The organism is Sphingopyxis sp. GC21, assembly GCF_025727575.1.
Classification (GTDB): Bacteria; Pseudomonadota; Alphaproteobacteria; order Sphingomonadales; family Sphingomonadaceae; genus Sphingopyxis; species Sphingopyxis terrae_A.
The window spans coordinates 2,962,759-2,985,954 of record NZ_CP095845.1 but is presented as its reverse complement, the minus strand read 5'-3'; the positions used below and the strand labels follow the sequence as shown (position 1 = coordinate 2,985,954).

At 65.6% G+C, this 23,196-nt stretch carries 25 protein-coding genes; 18 read left to right on the top strand and 7 right to left on the bottom strand.

What is annotated here, in order from left to right; translation table 11 throughout:
• Positions 1-120: 120 nt before the first annotated feature.
• Entirely contained in the window at positions 121-636 is a 516-nt protein-coding gene (locus tag MU856_RS14470) for a hypothetical protein (protein WP_062901664.1), read from the top strand.
• A 66-nt stretch (positions 637-702) separates the two neighbouring features.
• On the opposite strand, the gene ppc is transcribed toward MU856_RS14470, so the two are convergent.
• A complete protein-coding gene (gene ppc / locus MU856_RS14465) occupies positions 703-3,372 on the bottom strand; it encodes a phosphoenolpyruvate carboxylase (RefSeq protein WP_263587798.1) in 2,670 nt (889 codons plus the stop codon).
• 109 nt (positions 3,373-3,481) lie between these two features.
• On the opposite strand from ppc, the gene MU856_RS14460 reads away from it, so the two are divergent.
• Positions 3,482-4,036: a hypothetical protein gene (locus MU856_RS14460; RefSeq protein ID WP_062901666.1), complete on the top strand. Its 555-nt coding sequence runs from the start codon at positions 3,482-3,484 to the stop codon at positions 4,034-4,036.
• 2 nt (positions 4,037-4,038) lie between these two features.
• Here the strand turns inward: MU856_RS14460 and MU856_RS14455 are convergent, their stop codons facing one another.
• Positions 4,039-4,461 carry a YbaY family lipoprotein gene (locus tag MU856_RS14455; RefSeq protein WP_186402853.1) on the bottom strand — a complete coding sequence of 141 codons (423 nt, stop codon included), beginning with the start codon at positions 4,459-4,461 and terminating at the stop codon, positions 4,039-4,041.
• A 64-nt stretch (positions 4,462-4,525) separates the two neighbouring features.
• Positions 4,526-5,092: an HNH endonuclease gene (locus MU856_RS14450; RefSeq protein ID WP_003041310.1), complete on the bottom strand. Its 567-nt coding sequence runs from the start codon at positions 5,090-5,092 to the stop codon at positions 4,526-4,528.
• Between the two features lie 170 nt (positions 5,093-5,262).
• Here MU856_RS14450 and gluQRS point away from each other — a divergent pair, with 170 nt between their 5' ends.
• The 8 genes from gluQRS to MU856_RS14410 all read left to right on the top strand — a co-directional run bounded on the left by gluQRS (position 5,263) and on the right by MU856_RS14410 (position 12,088).
• Positions 5,263-6,123 (top strand): tRNA glutamyl-Q(34) synthetase GluQRS, encoded by an 861-nt coding sequence (gluQRS, locus tag MU856_RS14445; protein WP_234178478.1) that lies wholly within the window; start codon positions 5,263-5,265, stop codon positions 6,121-6,123.
• Positions 6,124-6,132: 9 nt separating this feature from the next.
• Positions 6,133-6,357: an HIG1 domain-containing protein gene (locus tag MU856_RS14440; RefSeq protein WP_003041307.1), complete on the top strand. Its 225-nt coding sequence runs from the start codon at positions 6,133-6,135 to the stop codon at positions 6,355-6,357.
• Positions 6,358-6,388: 31 nt separating this feature from the next.
• Positions 6,389-6,970, top strand: a complete 582-nt coding sequence (locus MU856_RS14435; RefSeq protein ID WP_062901668.1) for a cob(I)yrinic acid a,c-diamide adenosyltransferase — start codon at positions 6,389-6,391, stop codon at positions 6,968-6,970.
• Positions 6,971-7,076: 106 nt separating this feature from the next.
• On the top strand, positions 7,077-8,399 hold the full coding sequence (gene egtB / locus MU856_RS14430) for an ergothioneine biosynthesis protein EgtB (protein WP_217372722.1): 1,323 nt from the start codon (positions 7,077-7,079) through the stop codon (positions 8,397-8,399).
• A gap of 2 nt (positions 8,400-8,401) precedes the next feature.
• Positions 8,402-9,388, top strand: coding sequence for an L-histidine N(alpha)-methyltransferase (gene egtD / locus MU856_RS14425; protein ID WP_263587797.1), 987 nt, complete (start codon positions 8,402-8,404; stop codon positions 9,386-9,388).
• Between the two features lie 82 nt (positions 9,389-9,470).
• Positions 9,471-10,337 carry a 3-hydroxyacyl-CoA dehydrogenase NAD-binding domain-containing protein gene (locus tag MU856_RS14420; protein ID WP_263587796.1) on the top strand — a complete coding sequence of 289 codons (867 nt, stop codon included), beginning with the start codon at positions 9,471-9,473 and terminating at the stop codon, positions 10,335-10,337.
• Between the two features lie 80 nt (positions 10,338-10,417).
• Positions 10,418-10,909, top strand: a complete 492-nt coding sequence (locus MU856_RS14415) for a hypothetical protein (protein WP_263587795.1) — start codon at positions 10,418-10,420, stop codon at positions 10,907-10,909.
• A 36-nt stretch (positions 10,910-10,945) separates the two neighbouring features.
• A complete protein-coding gene (locus MU856_RS14410; protein ID WP_062901673.1) occupies positions 10,946-12,088 on the top strand; it encodes an epoxide hydrolase family protein in 1,143 nt (380 codons plus the stop codon).
• Between the two features lie 19 nt (positions 12,089-12,107).
• Here the strand turns inward: MU856_RS14410 and MU856_RS14405 are convergent, their stop codons facing one another.
• The 3 genes from MU856_RS14405 to MU856_RS14395 form a co-directional block, all read right to left on the bottom strand.
• Positions 12,108-12,434, bottom strand: a complete 327-nt coding sequence (locus MU856_RS14405) for an MliC family protein (protein WP_263587794.1) — start codon at positions 12,432-12,434, stop codon at positions 12,108-12,110.
• 5 nt (positions 12,435-12,439) lie between these two features.
• Positions 12,440-13,051, bottom strand: coding sequence for a beta/gamma crystallin family protein (locus tag MU856_RS14400; protein WP_263587793.1), 612 nt, complete (start codon positions 13,049-13,051; stop codon positions 12,440-12,442).
• Between the two features lie 131 nt (positions 13,052-13,182).
• The gene (locus tag MU856_RS14395; protein ID WP_186402862.1) at positions 13,183-14,538 is read right to left on the bottom strand and encodes a NupC/NupG family nucleoside CNT transporter; all 1,356 of its coding nucleotides are present in this window, start codon (positions 14,536-14,538) and stop codon (positions 13,183-13,185) included.
• Between the two features lie 157 nt (positions 14,539-14,695).
• Here MU856_RS14395 and MU856_RS14390 point away from each other — a divergent pair, with 157 nt between their 5' ends.
• From MU856_RS14390 to MU856_RS14360, 7 genes are read left to right on the top strand one after another with little or no spacing between them, the layout of a single operon-like run.
• A complete protein-coding gene (locus MU856_RS14390; protein WP_082819890.1) occupies positions 14,696-16,660 on the top strand; it encodes an alpha/beta hydrolase family protein in 1,965 nt (654 codons plus the stop codon).
• Between the two features lie 43 nt (positions 16,661-16,703).
• Positions 16,704-17,381 (top strand): queuosine precursor transporter, encoded by a 678-nt coding sequence (locus MU856_RS14385; RefSeq protein WP_003041276.1) that lies wholly within the window; start codon positions 16,704-16,706, stop codon positions 17,379-17,381.
• A complete protein-coding gene (argB, locus tag MU856_RS14380; protein ID WP_186402864.1) occupies positions 17,378-18,286 on the top strand; it encodes an acetylglutamate kinase in 909 nt (302 codons plus the stop codon). The genes MU856_RS14385 and argB overlap by 4 nt, the downstream gene beginning before the upstream one ends.
• 45 nt (positions 18,287-18,331) lie before the next feature.
• Positions 18,332-18,631, top strand: coding sequence for a YggT family protein (locus MU856_RS14375; protein ID WP_003041270.1), 300 nt, complete (start codon positions 18,332-18,334; stop codon positions 18,629-18,631).
• On the top strand, positions 18,631-19,536 hold the full coding sequence (gene folD, locus MU856_RS14370) for a bifunctional methylenetetrahydrofolate dehydrogenase/methenyltetrahydrofolate cyclohydrolase FolD (RefSeq protein WP_062901678.1): 906 nt from the start codon (positions 18,631-18,633) through the stop codon (positions 19,534-19,536). Before MU856_RS14375 ends, folD begins: the two co-directional genes overlap by 1 nt.
• The gene (locus tag MU856_RS14365) at positions 19,536-20,210 is read left to right on the top strand and encodes a hypothetical protein (protein WP_062901679.1); all 675 of its coding nucleotides are present in this window, start codon (positions 19,536-19,538) and stop codon (positions 20,208-20,210) included. Before folD ends, MU856_RS14365 begins: the two co-directional genes overlap by 1 nt.
• Entirely contained in the window at positions 20,207-20,836 is a 630-nt protein-coding gene (locus MU856_RS14360) for a MarC family protein (protein WP_003041264.1), read from the top strand. Before MU856_RS14365 ends, MU856_RS14360 begins: the two co-directional genes overlap by 4 nt.
• A 58-nt stretch (positions 20,837-20,894) precedes the next feature.
• Here MU856_RS14360 and MU856_RS14355 read toward each other — a convergent pair whose 3' ends face one another.
• A complete protein-coding gene (locus MU856_RS14355; protein WP_062901680.1) occupies positions 20,895-21,584 on the bottom strand; it encodes an OmpA family protein in 690 nt (229 codons plus the stop codon).
• Between the two features lie 212 nt (positions 21,585-21,796).
• Between MU856_RS14355 and MU856_RS14350 the strand changes: the two genes are divergently transcribed.
• Positions 21,797-23,122 (top strand): hemolysin family protein, encoded by a 1,326-nt coding sequence (locus MU856_RS14350; RefSeq protein WP_062901681.1) that lies wholly within the window; start codon positions 21,797-21,799, stop codon positions 23,120-23,122.
• Positions 23,123-23,196: the final 74 nt, after the last annotated feature.

Below are 23,196 nucleotides of genomic sequence, written 5' to 3'. Positions count from 1 at the left end.
CCGGACTTGATCCGGGGGGCATCCCTGTCGAACCGTAACCGCGTTATGGCGAGCCGACAGGAAATTGACTCGCCGCGCGCGCAGGTGTATTATTCAGATAATGCACCAAGGAGACAGTCCATGCGTTTCGCCTTCCTGATTCCCCCGATGCTGTTGCTCGGCGCCTGCGGCCACGCCGAAGACAAGAGCGATAAGGCCGAGATCACGGTGAATGCCGATGGCGACGGCGGCAATGTCCGGATCACCGCCGGCAAGGACGGCGGCAAGGTCAGCATCGATGGCGACCACGGCTCGATGAGCTTCAAGCTCCCCGATTTCGCCAATATCGACGTCGATAGCGATTTCGATATCGACGGGGTGAAGCTCTATCCGGGCAGCAAGATCGCAAGCATCGACGTCAATGCGAGTGACAAGGGCGGCGCCGACAAGGCGAGGGTGCGCCTCGGCTTCACCTCGCCGGCGGCGCCCGCCAAGGCAGCCGACTGGATGGCCGGCGAATTTGCGAAGAAGAATATCCAGGTCCAGCGCGCCGGCGACACGCTGCGCGGAACCGACAAGGACGGCGCCGATTTCACGATCAGCTTCGAACCCGCGGGCGAGACGAGCAAGGGCGAGGTGCGGATCGTCAAGAATTGACCCCTCGTCATGGCGAGGCGCGAAGCGATTGCTTCGCCTTGCTCCTCGCCATGACGGTGTTCGGGTCTACCCGCTGTTGCGCAGCGCGGTTGCGATCGCGTTGATGGTCAACTGGATGCCCTCGGCGATGCGGGGGTCGGTTTCGCCCGCGCGATGGCGCTTCATCAATTCGATCTGCAGCAGGTTGAGCGGCTCGATATAGGGCAGGCGCAGGCGGATCGATGCCTCGAGCGCTGGATTATTCTCGAGCAGCCGCGACTGGCCGGTGATTGTCAAAAGCCCGTCGTGGGCGCGGTGCCAGCCGTCGCGGATGCGCGAAAAAATCGCCGCATGCCCGCCCACATCCCCGGCCAGTTCGGCATAGCGCGCGGCGATGCCGATGTCCGATTTTGCCAGTACCATTTCCATATTTCCGAGCAGCGCGCCGAAGAAGGGCCAGCTTTGCGCCATATCGGCGAGCAGCGCCTGGTCCGCGAACGCCGCAAAGGCCTCGCCGGTGCCGTACCAGCCGGGCAGCATGGTGCGCGCCTGCGCCCAGCTGAACACCCAGGGGATCGCGCGCAGGTCCTCGATCGCGGTCGATTTGGTGCGGCTCGACGGCCGCGATCCGATCTTCAGCGTCGCGATCTCGGCGATCGGCGTCATTGCACGGAAGAAGTCCTTGAAGGCGGGCGTGTCGTAAACGAGGCCGCGATAGGCGGCGAAGGCGTCGTTCGACAGCGCGGTCATAGCACCCGCAAAGCGCCCGGCGTCGTCCGCGCTCATCGCCTCGGGCTCGAGGCTGGCGAGCAGGCTTGCCGATACCATCGCCTCCAGATTGGTCGCGGCGCTGTCGGCGGTGCCATATTTGGCCGCGATCACTTCACCCTGTTCGGTGATGCGGATGCGGCCCTGCACCGTCCCCGCGGGCTGCGCGCGGATCGCAGCGAAAGCGCTGCCGCCGCCGCGCCCGACCGCACCGCCGCGACCGTGGAACAGCTGCATCGCGGTATCGGCGGCCTCGAACACCGGGGTCAACGCTTCCGATGCCTGGTAGAGCCCCCATGTTGAGGTCAGATAGCCGCCATCCTTGTTCGAATCCGAATAGCCGATCATCACTTCCTGATGTCCGCGCGCGACGACATGCGGCGCAATCTCGGGCAGCGCGAAATAGGCGGCCATGATCCCCGGCGCCTCGTCGAGGTCGGCGATGGTTTCGAACAGCGGCACGACCATCAGATTGTCCTGCGCCTCGGCCGACCACAATCCGGCTTCGCGGGCGAGGACATGGACTTCGAGCAGGTCGGACAGGCTTTCGGCCTTGCTGATGATCCACTGGACGATCGCCTCGACGCCCAGCCTGGCGCGGATCGCGGCGGCGGCGTGGACGATCGCGAGTTCGCCGGCGGTTTCTTCGCTCCATTTGTGCCACGGCGCGGCAAGCGGGCGGTTGGTCGCCAGTTCGCGGCGCAGCAGCTCGACGCGCGCCTCTTCGCCCAAGCTGAGATAATCGCCTTCGACGCCCGCGACCGCGAGCAGCTCGGCGAGCACGCGTTCGTGCACCGCGCTGTTCTGCCGCATGTCGAGCGTCGCAAGGTGGAAACCGAAGACCTCGACCGCGCGGATCAACCGGCCGAGCGCGCCGATGCCGCCAAGCTGGCCCTCGCCGCTCGCCGACAGGCCGGCGGCGATGGTGACGAGGTCGCGGCGAAAATCGGCGGGGGCGGCATAGGCGTCGCCGGCCAGTGCCGACGGCCGCGGCGGCGCGCGCCCGACGATGCCGGCATAGGTTGCGCACAACCTAGCATAGATGCCCGACAGTGCGCGGCGATAGGGCTCGTCGCTGCGGCTCGGCGCGGTATCGCCGCTCGCCGCGGCCAGTGCCTCGACCGCTTCGGAGACTGTCGCGAGCGAAGACGACACCGACAGTTCGGCGCCGAGCGCATGCACCGCGTCGATATAATGGCCGAGCACCGCGGCGGCGTTGCGGCTCGTTGCCATTTGCAGCGTCTCGGCGGTGACGAAAGGATTGCCGTCGCGGTCGCCGCCGATCCAGCTCCCGACGCGCAGGAAGCTTGCCGGGCGCGCGCCAAGTTCCTGTTCCCAGCGCGCATAAAGCTTGGGGATCACGGGCACGAACACGTCGCGCAAATAGGTCAGCGCATTGTCGATCTCGTCGGCAACGAACAATTTTTCGGTGCGCAGCGGCCGCGTCTGCCACAGCAGCACGATCTGGCGGCGGATCGCTTCCTCGACGACATCGCCCTCGGCGGTTTCCTCGACGCCGGCATCGCGCAGCCGCATCAGCTCGGCGATGCGGTTCTTGTGGTCGAGCATCGACTTGCGGCGCACCTCGGTCGGGTGCGCGGTGAGCACCGGCGCGACCAGCGCGGCGCCGAGCAGCGCCGCGACCGCATCGCCATCGATACCGTCCTGTTTCAGCCGGGCAAGCGCTGCCGCCACCGTCGCCTCGGGCTCGGCGGCGACGCCCTGCCGGTCTTCGGCCAGATTGGCGAGCATCGAAAACAGCATGAAGCCGCGCACGAAGGCGATGGTATCGTCGAGGCTCAGCGCCTCCAGCCCCGGATCGATCGTCTCGGCGCCCGCGATGCCGCGATGCCGGTCGACGCTCGACGACCGGATATATTCGGTCTGCCGGAACAGCTTCTCGCCGCCATAGGCGCGAATGACGTCGCCGAGGATTCGCCCGAGATAGCGGATGTCGGGATTTTGCGAGATCTGGATTGGTGGGCCCATGGACGCAGCTTGCTGCACCGCAACAGGCGCCGGGTCAAGCGGCGCATAGCTATGCCTTTATTACGTGTCTGTTAAAGCTATTGAAATGGCTTGGGCTGAGGGAGGCAATATGAAGCAACGAAGCGCCATGATTGCCGTCGGCACAGCACTGCTCCTTTCCGTGGGCGTCGTTTTGTCGCTGGCCATGGGATCGGAGGTGTCGGGCGACGAATATATCATGTCGCCGCCCTCCAGGCCTTCGGCCGGAGCCACGCCGGTCAGGCCGTGGCCGCAAGCCGCCGAGGTCCGCCTGTTCGTTGAAGATCTATCTTATGACGATCAAGAAAAGATGGGGAAATGGACGTCGCGACCCGAAGGCATTCGCCTGACAAAGGCGCAGCGGGATATTCTCGACGGATCGGTATTTCTTTACCGTCTGACAAAGAAGGAATGGGCTGAGCGGGTCCATGCGGCTTGCTTTATTCCGCATCACTTCTTTCGATATTATGACGGATCGGGGCATCAGCTCGGCGAGATTCAGGTCTGCTACTGCTGCCAAGGTGTCGGCATGACTCCCGCGCTTCGCCGGACCGATTCCTATGACGAATGGCAGTTCGACTTTCCGAGAGTCGAAAAGATGCTGCACGAGATGGGCGTGCGCACAGACCTAAACTGTGACGGCTGAGGTCAGCGCGTCTTCACCATCACCAGCGTGCCCAGGTCGATCCGCGGCGCACCGTCGAAGGTCACGCTGTTGCGCGTGTCGGTGATGAACATCAGCTTGCCCGACGCATCGGTGATCCTCGCCGCCACGGCATAGCTGTGGCGCGGGTCGAGACGGCGCTGGTCGACAGTCAGCGAAAAGGCGAAGGGCACCTGCCGGCCGTCGGCGGTGAAGCTCTGGCGTGCGATCACCGACGCGGGCGCATCCATCAGGCTGACGTCGGCCAGCGTCACCTCGACCTGCGCCGTCGGCGGCAGTGCCATGCGTTCGCGATAGGTTATCGCGCCGGTCACCGACACGGGCTGCTCGGCGGGCGCGAAGCTTGCGCAGGCGGCAAGGGGCAGGGCGGCGATGCCGATGGCGAGCGAGGCGATGGCGCGGTTCATGGCGATACTCCTGTTGACCAAATATCTGGCAATCGCCTGGCATCCTCCGGCTGAACCGGGCCTGTCAGCCCTCCAGTTCGACATCCCAGTAAAGCCAGTCGATCCAGCTTTCGTGCAGATAGCCCGGCGGAAAGGCGCGGCCATTGTCCTGAAGCTGCCAGCTCGTCGGACGCCACGGCTTCTGGTGCAGCGGCATATGCGCCTGCGCCGGCGTCCGCCCGCCCTTGCGCAGATTGCACGGCGCGCAGGCGGTGGTGACATTTTCCCAGCTCGTCCGTCCGCCCAGCCGCCGCGGCACGACATGATCGAAGGTCAGGTCCTTGCCTGACCCGCAATATTGGCAGGCGAAGCGATCGCGCAGGAACAGGTTGAAGCGCGTGAAGGCGGGATATTGCGACGGCTTCACATATTGGCGCAGCGCGATGACGCTGGGGATCGGCATTGTCCGCGTCGGCGAATGGATTTCGCGCTCGTAATTCTCGACGATCGTGACGCGATCGAGGAATACCGCCTTGACCGCGGTCTGCCACGGCCACAGGCTCAGCGGGTAATAACTCAGCGGCGTATAATCTGCATTGAGGACGAGAGCCGGACAATTATCGGGATGCCGGGCAAGATCGGGATGGAACATGGCTTGGTAACGCTGCCCCCTATGCTGCTCGGGATGGCGCGCCACTGCCTTCCTCGCGTGACACCATCATTACATGACGCATCAGAATCTGGCGTCAAGGGGGGATGTGTCGCAATATATGGAATGGATGGATTGAGAGCCCCACAGCATATGGATTCGGTCGCTGAGCCATGCTGACCCGCTTCGCCCCCAGCCCGACCGGCGAACTGCACCTTGGCCACGCGTTCAGCGCGATCCTCGCGCATGATGCCGCGCGCGCCGCTGGCGGCGGGTTCCACCTCCGCATCGACGACATCGACGGCAGCCGTTCGCGCGAGGTGTTTGTCGGCGCTGCGCTCGCCGATCTCGAATGGCTCGGCCTGACATTCGACGGCGCCCCGGTTCGCCAGTCGCAACATCTGGGCGATTATGCCGCCGCGCTCGCCGATCTTCGCCAACGCGGGCTCGTCTACCCCTGCTTCTGCACCCGCGCCGATATTGCCGCCAGCCTCGCAGCGCCGCACGGAGCACCGGCGGACGGCGCGCCGCTTTATCCCGGTACCTGCCGCCACCTCGGCGCGGCCGAGCGCGAACGGCGATTGGCGCAGGAGCCACATTGCTGGCGGCTCGACATGGCAAGCGCGGTCGCGATTGCGGGCCCGCTCGTCTGGGAGGAGGAGGGGCAGGGGCCGCGCGCCGCCGATCCCGCCGCGCATGGCGACGTCGTCCTCGCGCGCAAGGATGCCCCTGCCAGCTATCATCTCGCGAGCACGATCGACGACGCCGCGATGGGGGTGACGTTGGTGGTTCGCGGCGCAGATCTGATCGCCTCGACCGACGTCCACCGGCTGCTCCAGGCGCTGCTCGGTTTTCGGCCCCCGGTCTACCGCCACCATGCGCTTGTCTGCGGCGCCGACGGCAAGCGGCTCGCCAAGCGCGACGGCGCGGCGGCGCTTGCCGCGCTGCGCGCTGCGGGCGCGGACGGGCGCGCGCTGGCCGATGATTTGCGCGCCGGGCGGCTTCCGGCTGGATATTCGCTGCAAATGCCCTAAATAGAAGACATGCAGGTGCTTCTCATCCTTGCGGTCGTTGCGTCGGCCGGCCTCGTCCTCTTCGCGCTCGCGCGCGGGCTCTTCTATTTCGCGCAGGGTCACCGCGCCGCGATGGAGGGCAATGAGCATGAAAATCAGCTCATGCAGAACCGGATGATGATGGCGCGCGTGAAGTGGCAGGCGGTGACGATCATCCTGATCGTGCTCATCGGCCTTCTCGCCGCGGGTAGCTGATCGCGGCGCGTCCGCCCGCAGCCCCTCGCTTATGGTCAAGCTCAACAAAATCTATACGCGCACCGGCGATGACGGCACGACGGGCCTCGTCGACGGGTCGCGCATCGCCAAGTCCGACGCGCTGATGGAAGCGATTGGCGATGTCGACGAGGCGAACAGCGCCCTCGGCATCGCGGTCACGGCGCTGCCTGCGGGCGGCGAGGCAGCGGCGATGTTCGCGCGCATTCAGAACGAATTGTTCGACCTTGGCGCCGATCTCGCGACGCCTGCCGATCCGCAGCATGGCTTCGGCCCGCACCAAATGGCGCTGCGCATCGTCGCGAGCCAGATCGCGCGGCTGGAGGCGGAGATCGACGCGATGAACGACAGGCTCGCGCCGCTGTCCAGCTTCATCCTGCCCGGCGGCACCGAAGCCGCGGCGCGCCTCCACCTCGCGCGCGCGATCGCGCGCCGCGCCGAACGGGCGGCGGTCGCCGCGGCGGCGACGCGGCCGCTCAACCCGCTGGCGCTTGCCTATCTCAACCGCCTGTCCGACCATCTGTTCGTCGCGACGCGCCACCTCAACGCCGCGGCGGGCGGGGACATCCTGTGGAAACCCGGCGCGACGCGCTAGGCCCGATCGCCTTATTGTTCTTTGTTTGTTCTGTACAATTCTCCGTCCTGTAACCATATTGGGGCAGGCGACGAAACCGAATCGCTCTTCGGGGGATTGTCAAACCATGGCCAGCCGAACCGATGCTTCGCCCACGACCGCTCCTTCGGCGGACGACCTGACCCGGCGCTTCACTGCGACGCGGCAGCTCTCGCTCGACCTTGTCGCGCGCCTGTCCGACGCCGACGCTAGCGTACAGTCGATGCCCGACGCATCGCCCGCCAAATGGCATCTGGCGCATACGAGCTGGTTTTTCGAAACCTTCGTCCTGCGCGATCATTGCCCCGGCTATTCGCTGTTCGATGACCGCTTCGCCTATCTGTTCAACAGCTATTATGAGGCAGAGGGGCCGCGCCATGCGCGCCCGCGCCGCGGCCTGCTGACGCGGCCGTCGCTCGATGCGGTGCGCGATTGGCGCGCGCATGTCGCTGCGGCGATCGTGAAGGCGCTGCCGACGCTGTCGCCGGCTGCACGCGCGCTCGTCGAGCTTGGCATCCATCATGAACAGCAGCATCAAGAATTGCTGCTCACCGACATCAAGCATCTGTTCGCGCAGAACCCGCTCGGGCCCGCCGTCTGGGACGCCTCCGACAGTGCAATCGCGAATGAAGTTGCGCAGTTTTCCGCCGGTTCTTCGGCATCGTCTGTCGCGGCGGGGCCGCTGCGCTGGATCGCGGGTACCGAGGGGATCGTTGCCGTGGGGCATGAGGGCGAGGGTTTCGCGTTCGACTGTGAACTTCCCCGCTTTTCGGCGCTTCTTGCGCCGCATGCGCTCGCCAATCGACCGGTAACGAACGGCGAGTGGCGCGACTTCATCGCCGACGGCGGCTATCGCACCCCGTCGCTGTGGCTCAGCGACGGCTGGACATGGGTCCAGGCCGAAGGCGTCGACGCCCCCGCTTATTGGGAGGGTGATCGCCAGTTCACCCTTGCCGGATGGCAGGGGATCGACCCCGCCGCTCCCGTGACGCACATCAGTTTTTTCGAAGCCGACGCCTTCGCCAGTTGGGCGGGCGCGCGGCTGCCGACCGAATTTGAATGGGAAGCGGCGGCGGCGGGATATGATCCGCGCGCGGGGCAGCAGCTCGATGCCGCCGGCCCGGTGCATCCGGCGGCGGCGGACGGCTCCGCATCGGACGGCGCTGCGCTTGCGGGGATGTTCGGCGGGGTCTGGGAATGGACCGGCAGCGCCTATCGCCCCTATCCCGGTTTTCGCGCCGCGCCGGGCGCGGTCGGCGAGTATAACGGCAAGTTCATGAGCGGCCAGTTCGTGCTGCGCGGTGGCAGCTGTGCGACCCCGCGCGGCCATGTTCGCGCCTCCTACCGCAATTTCTTCTACCCCCACCAGCGCTGGCAGTTCACCGGCCTGCGCCTTGCCAAGGATTTGTGATCATGGGCGTTGTTCGCCAATTGCGGCAGGTCGATGCCGATGACAGCGGCGTCGATATCGCCTTTCGCGCCGACGTTCATGCGGGATTGTCGCAGGCGCAAAAGACGATTCCGGCGCGCTGGTTCTACGACGCGACCGGATCGGCGTTGTTCGAGGATATCACCGGGCTGCCCGAATATTATCCGACGCGCAGCGAGGTGGCGCTGCTCACCCGCCATGCGGGCGAACTGGCGGCGGCGATCGGGCCGGGCCGCGCGGTGGTCGAACTGGGATCGGGCAGCTCGACGAAGACGCCGCTGCTGCTCGATGCCATTGCCCCCGGCGCCTATGTGCCTGTGGATATTTCGGGCGATTTCCTGCGCGATAGCGCGGCCGCCCTCTCGGCACGCTTTCCCGATCTTCCGGTCTATCCGGTCGAGGCCGACTTCACCCAGCCGGTGGCGCTCCCGCGCGAGATTTGCGGCCTTGCCAAACTCGGCTTCTTTCCGGGCTCGACGATCGGCAACATGGTGGCGCGCAGCGCGATCGATCTGCTCCGCCATTGGCGCAGCGCGCTCGGCGACGGCGCACTGATGCTGATCGGGGTCGACCGGATCAAGGAGATCGGCACCCTCGAACGCGCTTATGACGATTCGGCCGGTGTCACCGCGGCGTTCAACCTCAACCTGCTCGAACGGATCAACCGCGAACTGGACGGCACGATCCCCGTTGCCAATTTCGACCACCGCGCCTGCTGGAACGATGTTCATGCGCGTATAGAAATGCATCTGGTGGCGGCGTGCGACCTCGAATTCATGGTCGATGGCCGTCCTTATACGATGGCGAAGGGCGAAACGATCCACAGCGAGAACAGCCATAAATATGGGCCGCGCGACGCCAGCCTGCTCCTCCGCGCCGGAGGCTGGACGCCGATCGCGGCGTGGGACGATGTCGATCCCGCCTTCGCACTGATCCTCGCCGAAGCGACCGAGGTGCGCTCCGCGCCCTGACGCGCGCTCCCGACTCTCGGCCTTGACGACGCTTGCCCAGTCCCTAGGGGCAGAGCTGCGATTTCCAGCGAAAGGGCATATAATGATCGTCGGCGTTATCGGGGCAGGGCAAATGGGCGCGGGGATCGCGCAGGTATCGGCAGGCGCCGGCCACGATGTGCTGCTGTCGGACATCGACATCGCCCGCGCCGAAGCCGGCAAGGCCGGGATCTGCAAGGCACTCGGGCGGCTGGTCGCCAAGGACAAGATAACGCAGGGCGATGCCGACGCGCTGCTCGGCCGGATCACCCCCGTCGCCGACCACGCCGCCTTCGCCCCGGCTGCGCTGGTGATCGAGGCCGCGACCGAGCGCGAGGAGATCAAGCGCGCGATCTTCGCCAGCGTCGGCGCGCATCTTTCGGACAGCGCGATCCTCGCCTCTAACACCAGCTCGATTCCGATCACCCGACTGGCGCAGGCGGCCCCCGATCCGGCGCGCTTCATCGGCGTCCATTTCTTCAACCCGGTGCCGGTCATGGGCCTGATCGAACTGATCCGCGGCCTTGCGACCAGCGACACGACGCTTGCCAGCGTCGAAGCCTTCGGCCGCGGACTCGGCAAGGAAATCGTCCATGCCAACGACGCGCCCGGCTTCATCGTCAACCGCGTGCTGATGCCGCTGATCAACGAAGCGGTGTTCGCGCTTGGCGAAGGGGTGGCGACGATGCAGGACATCGACACCGGATGCCGGCTCGGCCTCAATCACCCGATGGGGCCGATCACCCTTGCCGATTTCATCGGGCTCGATACCTGCCTTGAAATTATCCGCGTGCTGCACAGCGGCACCGGCGATCCCAAATTCCGTCCTGCGCCGCTGCTCGTCCAATATGTCGAGGCGGGCTGGGTCGGCAAAAAGGCCGGACGCGGCTTCTACGACTGGACCGGCGTGGCGCCCGTTCCCACGCGCTGATCCGGCGGGAGCCGAATCGGTCCTCGTTCGTTATCCCGCTGGCGCCGGTGCGGGCGCCTGCGGATAACAGGAGGACAGGGATGATGCGGAGAGCATGGCTGCCGCTGGCGATAATCGCCGCGCTATCGGTCAATGGTGCGGTGCAGGCGCAGGAAGGCGCGCCCGAGGATTCGACGCTGAAATCGACCGCGAACAGCGTGACCGAGCCCTTCGACGGCAAGGAAGTGCCCGACAAGCTGAAAGCGATCCAGGACAATCCCTATTCACTCGCGGGCTTGCGCAAATGTTCCGCGATCATCCGCGAGGTCAGCGAACTGAACGACGTGCTCGGCCCCGACGTCAACGAACCTGCCGACAAGAGCGCAGCGAAAAAGCGCGAGGAAACCGTCGGCCGCGTCGCGGGCAGCGTCGCCGGGTCGATCATTCCCTTTCGTAGCCTTATCGGCGAGGTCACGGGTGCCAACGCCGAACGTCGGCGCTATGCAGAGGCGGTCTATGCTGGCACGGTGCGTCGCGGCTTCCTGAAGGGCGTCGGGTTGCAGCGCGGTTGCAAGGCGCCGGCGCGGCCCTGACACAAAGCCGAAGCAGTCAGGTGGGGGAGAGACCGAATGAAGGTCGAAAATATCCGCGCGTTCCGCGCCGAGGTTCCGCAGGCAGCGATCGATGATCTGAAGGACCGGCTGGCGCGCACGCGCTGGCCCGAAAAGGAGACCGTCGACGATTGGGACCAGGGCGTCCCGCTCGCCTATGCGCAGGAACTCGCGGCCTATTGGCGCGACGATTATGACTGGCGCACGGTCGAGGCGCGGCTCAACGCGCTGCCCAATTTTCTGGCCACGGTCGATGGCCTTGACATCCATTTCCTTCATATCCGCTCGGACAATCCGGCGGCGCGGCCGCTGGTGCTGACGCACGGCTGGCCGGGGTCGGTGCTCGAATTTCTCGACGTGATCGCGCCGCTGTCGGCCGACTATCATCTCGTGATCCCGTCGCTGCCGGGCTACGGCTTTTCGGGCAAGCCCGCGGCCGCGAAATGGAGCGTCGAACATATAGCTGCGGGTTGGGACGCGCTGATGCGCGCGCTCGGTTACGATCGCTATTTCGCGCAGGGCGGCGACTGGGGCAGTGCGGTTACCTGCGCCATCGGGACGAACCATGGCGACCATTGCGCGGGCATCCATGTCAACATGATCGTCGGCCAGCCCGACCCGGCGCTGATGGCCGATCTGACCGACGCCGAAAAACTCTATCTCGCGCGTTTCGGCTGGTATCAGGCAAAGGACAGTGGCTATTCGACGCAGCAGGCGACGCGGCCGCAGACCATCGGCTATGCGCTTACCGATTCACCCGTCGGGCAGATGTGCTGGATCGTCGAGAAATTCCACGGCTGGACCGATTGCGGGCATCAGCCGGGCGGCCAGTCGATCGGCGGCCATCCCGAACGCGCGCTGTCGAAGGACACCATGCTCGACACCGTCAGCCTCTATTGGTTTACCGCCAGCGCCGCGTCGTCGGCGCGGCTCTATTGGCACAGTTTCCGCAGTTTCGCGGCAGGGGAGATCGAGGTGCCGACCGGCGGCAGCCTGTTCCCGAACGAGATCATGCGCCTGTCGCGCCGCTGGGCCGAAAAGCGCTATCGCAATATCGTCTATTGGAATGAGGTCGACCGCGGCGGCCATTTCGCGGCGTGGGAGCAGCCCGCCCTTTTCGCGCGCGAGGTCCGGGCGGCGCTTGCGCAAATGACGCTGTAACGGGGGAGAGGCGCCCCGCCTACATTGGCCGATTGACGGGGCGGCAGCTCTCGGGCGCGGTGCGCGCGGCGGTGTTCCACGTCACCTCATTGCCGCTGCGGTACAACCGCGCGCCGCTCTTGTTTTCATAGGCCTGCCCCATGTTGGTCGGCGCGGCCTTGAGCACCATGCTGCGGCGGCCGTCGACGCGGACGATTGCGCCGTTGGCGATATAATCGACCTGCAACTGCGTGCCGCGATTGCATTCGTAAAGCGTGCCGGTGTTTTGCGGGTAGGAGGCACAGCCCGCAACGACAAGAATGGCCGCGCCCGCGGCGGCCAGCTTCGCGATTCGGATCATCTCCATTCCCCTCAATAGCCCGAACGGACGCACAGCACGTCGGCCAGATATATGCGGCCCGAAACCGTCTCCATATGTTCGCGGGCCGATCCGTTCCAGCCGATCGAGCGGCACCATGTGTCGGCAGTCCGCGCCGCGCAGGCGGCAGTCGCCGATCCGCTCTGGCACGCGAGAATGCGATAATTTGCGGTGGCGGGCTGGGTATGGAATTCGGCGAAATTGCCGCGCGCAACCTGATCGTTGGCGACCGGGCCGGGATGCCAGCCGCCGCCCGATCCGACGGGGCGGATAGACTGGATCTTGATGCCGCGCAGGATATTGCCCAATATCGGGGTGTCGCGTTCGACCGTCCGGCAATTGCCGCGATAGCGCGTCTTCTCGCACAGTTCCCAGCGACCGCTGGTCACGCGGATCGAATTGACCGGCCACGACAGGCCCAGATCGGGCTTCGCTTCGCCAATGAACACCGCCGGCCCCTTGTAGGCGGCGTCGCGATAGATGGTCGCCTCGGTCGGACGCATCATCCTGTCCTCGGGCGATTGCGCCTGCGACGCGGCAAGGAAACCCCCGCCGAGCGCTGCGGCGGCAGCAGCGAAGAGCGACCAGCGATGGATGGATTTCATCAACAACCTCCCTGTTTGGCGAACGCGACCCCGGGATTCGTTTTTCCGGGGCCGAAACTACGCCACAACAGGGGGACTTGCAAATTATCCCGTGCCGACCGGGCCTTGCGCGGCCCGGCGCTGCCCGCGCGTCAAGGTGCCTTGGCCGCGGCGGGGGCAGCGGTATCGGCGGCAGCGGGCGGCGCACCGGGAAGCGGCGCCGCCGCAACCGGCGCGGCGGTCGGGGGCGGCGGTGTGGCGACCGGCGCGGTGAAACTGAGCATAAGGCCGGCGAGCGCCGCCGACATCAGGTTCGACAGGCTGCCCGCAAGCAGCGCCTTCAGCCCCAGCCGGGCGATCATCGGCCGCTGATTGGGGGCGAGACCGCCGGTCACGGCCATCTGGATCGCGATCGAGCTGAAATTGGCGAAACCGCACAGCGCAAAGGTGGCGATCGCAACCGACACCATCGACATCCCCCCCTGGATTTTACCAAGGTCGATGAAGGCGACGAATTCGTTGAGCACGACCTTGGTACCGAACAGGCCGCCGACCGCGGCGCTTTCGTCCCACGGCACGCCCATCAGCCACATCACCGGGCGGAAGATCGCGCCGATGACCGCCTGGAACGACAGATCGGGATAGCCGAACCAGCCGCCGATCCCGGCGAGCAGCCCGTTGGCGAGCGCGACGAGCGCGACGAAGGCCAGCACCATCGCGCCGACCGCGACCGCCAGCTTGACGCCGGTTTGCGCGCCCTGCGCCGCTGCCATGATGATGTTCGCCGGCTTTTCCTCGTCATGGCTTGCCTCTGGCATGATGACGGGTTCGATACCCAAATCCTTGGGGTCGTCGGGCATCATGATCTTGGCCATCAGGATGCCGCCCGGCGCCGACATGAAGCTGGCGGCGAGCAGATAGGGCAGCAGCTGTTCGCCGATCATGCTGGCATAGGCGCCGAGGATGGTCCCCGCGACCCCGGCCATGCCGACCGTCATCACCGTAAAGAGCTGCGACGGGGTAAGACCGGCGAGATAGGGACGGATGACGAGCGGGCTCTCGCTCTGGCCGACGAAGATATTCGCCGCGGCGCCCAGGCTTTCGACCTTGGTGATTCCCGTAATCTTCTGGATCGCCCCGCCGACCCATTTGATCACGAATTGCATGATGCCGAGATAATAGAGGATCGAGATAAGCGAGGCGAAGAAGATGATCACCGGCAGCGCGGCGATCGCAAAGCTGTGGCCGCCCATTTCGGGTCCGGCGAGCGGGCCGAAAATGAAGTCGGTTCCCGCCTTGGCATAACCCAGAAGATTGGCGACGCCGGTCGACATCGCCTGAATGATCGCGCGGCCCCACGGCGTACCGATCACCAGCAGCGCGAACCCGGCCTGCAACAGAAAGGCCGGCACGACGACGCGCAGGCGAATCCAGCGACGGTTCGATGAAAACAGCACGGCAATCGCAAGCAATGCAACGATTCCGAGCAGGCCGATAAGATGTCCCATAAGTGTTTTGCGTCCCCCGCAAGTTTATTGCGCCTGTCTAGCGGGCTTTGCGGATCGGGCAAGGGGGGCGGCGGAGCATTGCAGTCATCCATAACGGCAGCGATCCTGCTTGGCGGCTCCGTGACGGCTTGATAGGCAGCGCTGAAACAGGGGGAATATGATGCGGACTGGCGTTGCGGGACATGTAATTTTGGCGATTTGCGCGCTGGTGCAGGCGGCCGTGCCCGCGGCGGCGCAGGCGCCCGCCACGACCGCATCGACCCCCGCTCCGCCATTGCCCACGGCCGCCTTTGCGCAGCTTCCCTTTGCGGAAAATACCGAATTATCGCCTGACGGAACGCATATGGCGGGCCTGTTCGCGGTCCGTGGGGAACAGCGGATCGGCATCCTTCCCGTGCTGGGCGATCAGAGCAAATCGGTCATTATTGCGGTTCCCGACCAGACCGAAATCGATTGGCTGACCTGGGTCAACGACGAACATCTGCTCGTCGGCCTGCGGGCGTTGATGCCGGTGGAGGCCGACAATTGGTACGTCACCCGCATCATCGCCATCGACCGGGCCTCGGGCAAGATCACGCGGCTGTTATGGGATCTCAAGGGCCAAAATGCGTCCGATGTCGTCTGGCTGCCCAAAGACGGCAGCAGCGAAATTCTGGTCGCGGGTCAGGACTCGATATATGACAACGCCGATTTCTGGCCGGCTGTATACCGCATCGATGTGAAGACGGGGCGCAAGAAGACCGAACTGCGGTCGCGCACCGGGGTTATGGACTGGGGCGCCGACCATCTCGGCCGGGTGCGCTACGGCATCGGCTATCGCGACGATACGACCCGGGCCACGCTGCTCTATCGTAGCGCCGGAGAAGGGGCTTTCCGGTCGATCGAGCGCGCTTCGCTACGCGATGACGAGCGGCTGACGGTGCCGATCCTCTTCGTCGACGGCACCGACAACGGATTGGTGTACAAGGACCGGGACGATGGCAAGACCGCGATTGCCGAGGTCAATCTTGCTACCGGTGCCGAAGTCCGCACGGTCGTTGCGCCCGACGCGGGCGACATATTGGGCGCCATTCGCGCGCCCGACGGATCGAGGCTGCTCGGCGTTCACGTCGCCGACGACTTGAAACCGGTGCGCTGGCTCGACCCGGCGATGGCAGCGCATCAGGATACGCTGGACGCGACGGCCCGCGCGGCGCGTGTACGGATCGACAGCTATAGCCGCGACCTGAAGAAAATGCTGGTGCGGATCAGCACCCCCGACAATCCGGGGCTGCTCTATTATTATGATTCGACGACCGGCGATTTGTCGCGTCTTGCGGCAATGAACGAACGGATCGGAGCGAAGCGCCTCTCGCGCGCGAAGCTCGTCCGGTACAAGGCGCGCGACGGGCTGGAGATCGAGGGCGTGCTGACGATGCCGCGGGGCCGAGCGGCAACCAACCTGCCGTTCATCGTGCTGCCGCACGGCGGACCGTGGGGCCAGGATGAGCTGACCTACGATTATTGGGCGCAGTTCCTCGCCGAACGCGGCTATGCGGTATTGCAGCCCAATTTCCGCGGCTCGACCGGCTATGGCGCCGAGTTCGAAAAGGCCGGCGAGGGGCAGCTCGGCTTTGCGATGCAAGATGATGTGACCGACGGCGTGCGCTGGGCGGTCACCGAAAAGATCGCCGACCCCAAGCGCGTGTGCATCGTCGGCGCCTCTTATGGCGGCTATGCAGCGATGTGGGGGATCGCCAAGGATCCTGACCAGTATCGCTGCGCGATCTCGATCGCCGGGGTCGCCAATCTGCGGCGCGAGGTCAATGATTTCGGCGGCACGCTGCGCGCCAATCTGTACCGGACGCAGTGGAAGCGCATGACCCCCGACTTCGCGGCGGTGTCGCCGATCAACGCCATCGACCGGATCAAGACGCCGCTGCTGCTGATCCACGGCAAGAAGGATGTGACAGTCGATCACAGCCAGTCAGCGCGCATGTATGCGGCAATGACCAAGGCGGGGAGGACGGTGGACTTCGTCTCGCTGCCGCTCGCCGATCATTATTTCACGCGCGAGGCCGATCGCCTGATGTTGCTGCAATCGATCGAATCCTTCCTCGCCAAGTATAATCCCGCCGATTGACCGGCATCTTTCCACGCGTCGCAAAAGCGACTATCGGGCGCCGATGACCGAACCGACCTCGACCGCGCTGCCGCGCACGATCACCCCTTCGCTTTTCCTGTTCACGATCATCTATGGCGGCATGGTCGTGCTCGCCGGCGTGCTCGGGAACAAGCAGGTCGCGCTGGGCGCCGGTCTTGCGGTTGAGGCCGGGATTTTCCCGTTCCTGATCCTCGTCGCGCTCTCGAGCACCGTGTCCGAACTGCACGGACAGGCGACCGCGAACCGGCTGGTGCTGTGGGGTTTCGTGCCGCTGATCCTGTCGATCATGCTGACCTCGCTCGTCTATTTCGTCCCCGCCGCGCCCGAGATGGACCCGGCCCGGCTGGCATCGTTCGAAATGATATTGGGACAAACGCCGCGCCTGATGGCAGCGGGTATCGTCGCCTATGGCACGTCGCAGTTTCTGAACGTGACCATCTTTTCCAAACTGCGCGGCCGTGAAGGCGCGGGGACGGGGTCGACCTGGCTCGCGATCCGCGGCGCAGTCGCCAGCGCGCTCAGCCAGATCGTTGACACGCTGCTGTTCGTCACCATCGCCTTTTACGGCGTTTTTCCGATCGCCAATCTGATGGCGGGACAGATGCTGGCGAAGGTCGCGCTGTCGATCGTCGTCATTCCGGCGGTGATCACCGGCCTCGTCGCGCTCGGCCGCAGCCTCGACGCGAAGACCGCGGAATGATGACGATGACCGATCCCACGACCATGCCCGATCTGCTGACCAAGGCCGAAACGCTCGTCGAGGCGCTGCCCTATCTTCAGCGCTATGCGGGCGAAACCTTCGTCATCAAATATGGCGGCCACGCGATGGGCGATCCCGAGGCGCAGCGCGATTTTGCCGAGGATGTGGTGCTGCTGAAGGCGGTGGGGATCAACCCTGTCGTCGTCCATGGCGGCGGGCCGCAGATCGGCGCGATGCTCAAGCAACTCGGCATCGAATCGCAGTTCGTCGGCGGGCTGCGCGTCACCGACGCCGCGACCGCGGAGGTCGCCGAAATGGTCCTGGCAGGCAAGATCAACAAGGAAATCGTCGGATGGATTGCCGGGCTTGGCGGCCGCGCGATCGGTCTGTCGGGCAAGGACGCCAATCTGGTGCTGGCCGAAAAGGTCCACCGTACCGAGCCCGATCCCAATTCGGGGATCGAACGCCACGTCGACCTCGGCTTCGTGGGCGAACCCGTCGCGGTCGACCCGACGATCCTGCAGCGGTTGTCGGCCGACAATTTTATTCCGATCGTTGCTCCCGTCGCGCTCGGCGCCGATGGCGCGACCTATAATATCAACGCCGACACCATGGCCGGGGCGATCGCCGGCGCGCTCGGCGCGCGGCGTTTTTTCCTGCTGACCGACGTGGCCGGCGTGCTCGACAAGTCGGGTGCTCTGCTGACCGATCTCGACCGTCCGGCGATCGACGGGCTGAAGGCCGACGGGACGATCACCGGCGGCATGATTCCGAAGGTTGAAACCTGCGTCGCGGCGGTCGATGCGGGGGTCGATGCCGCGGTTATCCTCGACGGCCGGGTGCCGCACGCGATGCTGCTCGAAATTTTCACCGCAAGGGGTGCAGGCACGCTCATTCACCGCTAAGAGGGCCTGCAAGACCCCCCTTTACGGAGACCCGCCTTGCTTCTCATGCTCATCCAGATCGTCGACATCATCCTGACGGTCCTGTGGTGGTTCATCATCGCGCAGGCGGTGATGTCGTGGCTGATCGCCTTCAACGTCATCAACACCCACAATGACTTCGTGGCGCAGCTGTGGATGATGCTCGACCGCATCACCGAGCCGCTCTACCGGCCGTTCCGGCGCATCATGCCCGATTTTGGCGGGCTCGACCTGACGCCGATGCTCGTCCTGATCCTGATCATCATCATTCAGGGGCCGGTGCTGGGCTATCTCGCGCGCCTCGCCTATTCGAGCGGAATGGCCTGATGTCCGTCGCGACCGAGGCGCGCATCATCGACGGAAAGGCTTTCGCGGCGGGTTTGCGCGCGCGCATTGCCGGCGCCGTCCCGGCGTTCGAAGCCGCGACCGGCCGCGTGCCGGGGCTGGCGGTCGTGCTCGTCGGCGACGATCCGGCGAGCGCCGTCTATGTCGGCTCCAAGGGCAAGGCGACGGTCGCCGCCGGGATGGCGAGTTTCGAATATCGCCTGCCCGCAACCGCGAGCCAGGACGAGGTCGAGGCGCTGCTCGCGTCGCTCAACGCCGATCCCGCGGTCGATGGCATCTTGCTCCAGCTTCCGCTGCCCGGTCATCTCGACGAGCAGCGCGCGGTGGCGACGATCGATCCCGAAAAGGACGTCGACGGGCTGACCCCGGTCAGTGCCGGACGGCTCGCGCTCGGCATCCCAGGCATGGTGCCTTGCACACCCTTTGGCTGTCTGTTGCTGTTGCAGGATGTGCTCGGCGATCTTGGCGGCAAGGATGCGGTGGTGATCGGCCGCTCGATTCTGGTCGGCAAGCCGATGGCGGCGCTGCTGCTCGGCGCCAATTGCACCGTGACCATGGCGCACAGCCGCACCCGCGATCTGCCCGATCTGGTCCGCCGCGCCGATATCGTCGTGGCGGCGGTCGGCCGGCCCGAAATGGTCAAGGGCGACTGGATCAAGCCCGGCGCGGCAGTCATCGACGTCGGCATCAATCGCCTGCCGCCCGAAGCGGGCGCGACCAAGGGGCGGCTCGTCGGTGACGTTGATTACGCCAGCGCGGCGACGGTGGCGGGCGCAATCACCCCGGTGCCCGGCGGCGTCGGCCCGATGACGATTGCCTGCCTGCTGCGCAACACGCTGGTCGCCGCGCACCGCCGCGCCGGCCTCGCCGATCCGGAGGGTTTCTGATGCGCCGACTACTCCTTGCCGGGCTTGTGCTGACGGCGCTCGTCGGTTGCGCGCAGCAGGGGCCGGAGGCGCGCAAGCGCCCGCTTTCGGCGAATCCGAGCGGCTTTATCGCGGCGGAAATCGCCTTCGCGCGGCTGGCGCAGGAAAAGGGGCAATGGACGGCCTTTCGCGAAACCGCGGCGCCCGAAGCGGTGATGTTCGTGCCGCAGCGGGTCAACGCCCGCGACTGGCTGAAGACGCAAAAGGATCCGGCCGAGGCGGTGCGCTGGCAACCGCACAAGGTGTTCGTAAGCTGTGACGGCAACAGCGGCGTGACGACGGGCGCATGGCAGAAGGGTGCGGCGCAGGGATTCTTCACCACCGTGTGGTCGCGCGATCCGATGAAGGGCGACATGCGCTGGCTGCTCGATTCGGGCGATGCGCTTGCGACCCCGCGCGCAGCGCCCGACTTCATCGAATCGAAGCAGGCGACCTGCACCGGCAAGCCGGGCGCCACGGTGACCGCCGCCGCGGAGGGTGATGATATGATGGTCGGCATGTCGCGCGACCAGACTCTGAACTGGACTTCGGTCGTGCGCCCCGACGGATCGCGCAGCATCACCGTGCGGCTGTGGGACGGGCATGACATGACGACCGTTATCGATGACCGCATCGCGGCTCCGAAGCAGCCATGATCGACCTTTTCATCTCGGCCTTCGTGACGCTTTTCGTGGTCATCGATCCGCCCGGCTGCGCGCCCATCTACGCCAGTCTGACGACGGGAGCCAGCGCGGCGCAGCGCCGGTCGATGGCGATCCGCGCGACACTGATCGCCGGTTTCATCCTGATCTTCTTCGCGATGTTCGGCGAGGCGCTGCTCAGTTTCCTGCACATCGATCTCGACAGTTTCCGCATCGCGGGCGGGGTCATGCTGTTCATCATCGCGATCGACATGGTGTTCGAAAAGCGTACCGAGCGCCGCGAACAGCGCGCCGAAAAGCTGATGGCAACGCCCGAGGTCGAAGATGTATCGGTGTTTCCGATGGCGATGCCGATGCTCGCGGGGCCGGGATCGATTGCGTCGGTGATGCTGCTGGTGTCGCAGAACAGCGGGCTTGACCGCGCGCTGGTGATTTTCGGCGCACTGCTGCTCGTGCTTCTGCTGACGCTCGCCGCGCTGCTGCTCGCCGGACCGTTCATGCGCTTGATCGGCAACAAGGGCGAGGCCGTCATCACCCGCCTGCTCGGCGTGCTGCTCGCGGCGCTCGCGGCGCAGTTCGTCATCGACGGGCTGAAAGCGAGCTTCTCGAGCCTCGCCTGACACGGTAAAGGGCGCCGCCACCCGGCGACGCCCTTTCCATCCTCCACGGGAATGGACTTTATCGTGCGGCGGCCACGTCCGCCTGCGTCACCGGCGCAATGCGGATTTCGACGCGGCGGTTGCACTGATAGTCGGCCTGCGTGCGTTCGGGTGCGCATTTGAGCTGCGTTTCGCCATAGCCCATCGTCGCCATGCGCGCGCGGTTGACGCCGCGACCTGCCAGATAGTCGGCGACCGACGCCGCGCGCCGTTCGGACAGCCCCTGATTATAGGTTTCGCTGCCCTGCGAATCGGTGTGGCCGTAAACGTCGATATAGGTGCTCGGATATTCCGACAGGGTCGAGGCGACGCTGTCGAGCGCGCCCCGGAACTGCGACTTCACGACCGCGCTGTTGAGGTCGAATGTCACGTCGCCGGGCATGTTGAGCACGAGCTGGTCGCCCTGGCGTTCGACATCGATGCCGGTGCCCGCGGTGCGTTCGCGCAGCTTCTTTTCCTGCTGATCCATATAATAGCCGACGCCCGCGCCGGCGACGGCGCCGATGCCCGCGCCAAGGATCTTTTCGGTCCGGTCATTGCGTCCGCCGACGAGATCGCCGAGCAGATAGCCGCCGAGCGCGCCGCCGATGCCGCCGATCGCGGCCTTGGAGATGCGCTGCTTGCCCGTTTCGGGGTCGGTGACGCAACCGGTCAGCGTGAGCGCGCCAAGGCTGGCGACGGCCGCTAGCTTGATCGTCCTCTTATTCATTTCTGGCTCCCTTTTTTGGGCATCGCCGGTCCATGCGATGCCACGACCACAAGGATAACATATGATCGCGCTTTCCGTTCCGTCATTCATGCTGAACGCTGGCTGAGCGTGCCGATGTCGTCGCCATTGTGCAGCACCGCGGCTTTGGCCTATAGGACCGGCATGACCGAAGCTGACAGGGGCCGGGCGCGCCAGCGCCGTACGACCGCCCAATGACCCCTTTTCCCTGGGCGGATGTGGCGATCATCCTGATCCTTATCCTGCTCAACGGCGTTTTCGCCATGTCCGAACTCGCGATCGTTTCGGCGCGCGACCCGCGGTTGCAGGCCGCTGAGAAGCGCGGCAGCAGTGGAGCGCGGATCGCGCGTCAGCTTGCCTCCGACCCCGGCCGCTTCCTGTCGACGGTGCAGGTTGGCATCACGCTGATCGGCGTGCTGACGGGCGCCTATTCGGGGGCCAGCCTGGGCCAGCCCGTCGCCGAACGGTTGCAGGCATGGACCGGCCTTGATGCCGACACCGCGCGCACGGTTGCGTTCGCCCTCGTCATCGCGCTTACGACTTATGCCTCGCTGATCGCGGGCGAGCTTGTCCCCAAACAATTCGCGCTGCGCGCACCCGAACGGATTGCGATCTTCGTCGCGCCGATGATGTTTTGGCTTGCGCGCATTGCGGCTCCGCTGGTCTGGCTGCTCAACAACAGTTCGGGTCTGGTGTTCCGCCTGCTCGGTCTCAAGCGCGAATCGGACGATCAGGTGACCGCCGAGGAACTGCACCTGATCGTCGCCGAGGCGTCGAAATCGGGCGTGATCGAGGAGAGCGAGCGCGCGATCATCTCGGGCGTCGTGCGGCTTGCCGACCGGCCGGTGCGCGAAGTGATGACGCCGCGCAAGGATGTCGACTGGATCGACATCACGCTCGACGCGAAGGGTGTGCGCGACAAGCTGCTCGAAACGCCGCACAGCCGTCTGCCGGTCGCGCGCGGGTCGGTCGACGATATCGTCGGAGTCGTGCAAGCGCGCGACATCGCGGCGGCGCTGTTCCGTGGCGACCCGATAGACCTCGAGCGGCTGATGCGCCGCGCCGCGGTCATCCACGATCAGATCGATGCGATGGACGCGCTCGCGGCGCTGCGCCTTGCCGAAGTGCCGATGCTGCTCGTTCACGACGAATATGGCCATTTCGATGGACTGGTGACGCCCGCCGACCTGATGTCGGCGATCGCGGGTGAGTTCGCGTCCGATCAGGATATCGGCAGCGAACCCTTCGTCGTCGAACGCGAGGATGGCAGCCTGCTGATCGCCGGGTCGATGCCCGCCGACCAGATGGCCGAGCGGCTGGGGATCGAACTCGACGACGACCGCGACTATGCGACCGCCGCGGGCCACGCGCTCGCGATCCTCAAGCATCTGCCCGAGGAAGGGGAGGCCTTCACCGATCGCGGCTGGAGGTTCGAGATCGTCGATATGGACGGCCGCAAGATCGACAAGCTGCTGGTCAGCGAAGTGCGCAAGCCCAAGGTCGAAGCCGAGGGCGATTGATCGGGGTTCGCGGCCTCAACGGCCGGGACTGAAGTGGCAACTGGCCGTTTATCGGGGTCGCGTCGGTCCGACAT